Source organism: Bartonella sp. AA81SXKL (assembly GCF_042196945.1).
In the GTDB taxonomy this organism is placed as follows: Bacteria; Pseudomonadota; Alphaproteobacteria; order Rhizobiales; family Rhizobiaceae; genus Bartonella.
In genome coordinates this window covers 1-1121 of sequence record NZ_JBHIRH010000103.1, presented here as the reverse complement: position 1 = coordinate 1121, position 1121 = coordinate 1, and the positions used below count along the sequence as shown (strand labels likewise).

The 1121-nt window shown below is 37.5% G+C and carries 1 protein-coding gene and 1 pseudogene; both read right to left on the bottom strand.

Annotated features, from left to right (window positions below):
* Window positions 1-15: 15 nt before the first annotated feature.
* Complete coding sequence (locus ACFINZ_RS09830; protein WP_375701418.1) at window positions 16-795, bottom strand: hypothetical protein; 780 nt, start codon at window positions 793-795, stop codon at window positions 16-18.
* 98 nt (window positions 796-893) lie between these two features.
* A pseudogene (locus tag ACFINZ_RS09825) lies at window positions 894-1121 on the bottom strand (hypothetical protein); the annotation flags it as partial.

Genomic DNA, 1121 nt, shown 5'->3' with positions numbered 1-1121 from the left:
CCCCCACGCCGTTCTTTATTCTGTTTTATCAGTTATATTGACAACATTATCCCTTTCATACACCTCACAATTTTTTGGAACCAACCTTACTTTGCTTTTTTTATTGATTTTTGCATTGCCATAAACACGCCCCCAGATCGTTGCACAATATGAGATTTTAGCATTGCCATAAACAGAGCCATAAATCTCACAAGAGCCACTCACACAAGCATTCCCATAAACCTTGCCATAAATCTTTGCACGACCATTAATAACAGCATAATTATAAATTTTTGCATGGCTATAAATGCAAGCAGAGCCACAAACCTTGGCATGACCATAAACGCGTGCATAACTAAAAACCGTAGCATCATAAGAAACATGCGCATGATCATAAATATGAGCATCAGCAAGAATGCGGGCACTACCATTCACATGAGCATTACCATAAATATTGCCATAAACATGAGCATTGCCATAGACAAAAGCATGGTCATAAACTTTAGCATATTGAGAGATAAAAGCTTTTCCATAGACTTCAGCATTGCCATAAACTTGACCACAGACTTGAGAAAAATGGCGTATTTTTGCATTGTCATACACTCTTGCATGACCATAGACACAAGCCTCATCATACACCCAGCAATTACCATCATGGGATAGGTTAACTTCCTTTTCAATAAAGCCGCCTAAAGACCCCGCCTGTACATCATCAAAATCTTTTAAAGCTTTAATGCGATAAAGGTTTATAATATTTCGAGTAAGAGCATGTTTGATTTTTTTGATTTCACTGGTTAATTCGTATTTTTTGCACATAGAGATACCCTCACAATTTAATGTGATAAACATTTGATAAAATTTGAAATGGAAAAATTGGGTTGGAAAGCAGGCGCCCCCGCCGCGCCCGCGCGTCTTTACGCAGCGTTATTTTCAATAATCTTTACAACGGTATCGTTTTCATAAATTTCACAATCTTCAGGAATTCCATATGCATAATAAAAGTTTTGTTTGACATATGAATAACCATCTCTTTTTAACCTTGCATTGCCATGTACCAAACCTCTAATGGTGTGATAACCAGTCACTTTTGCATTCCCATAAACAGAACCATAGACCTTAACATACCCACCCACGCTAGCATT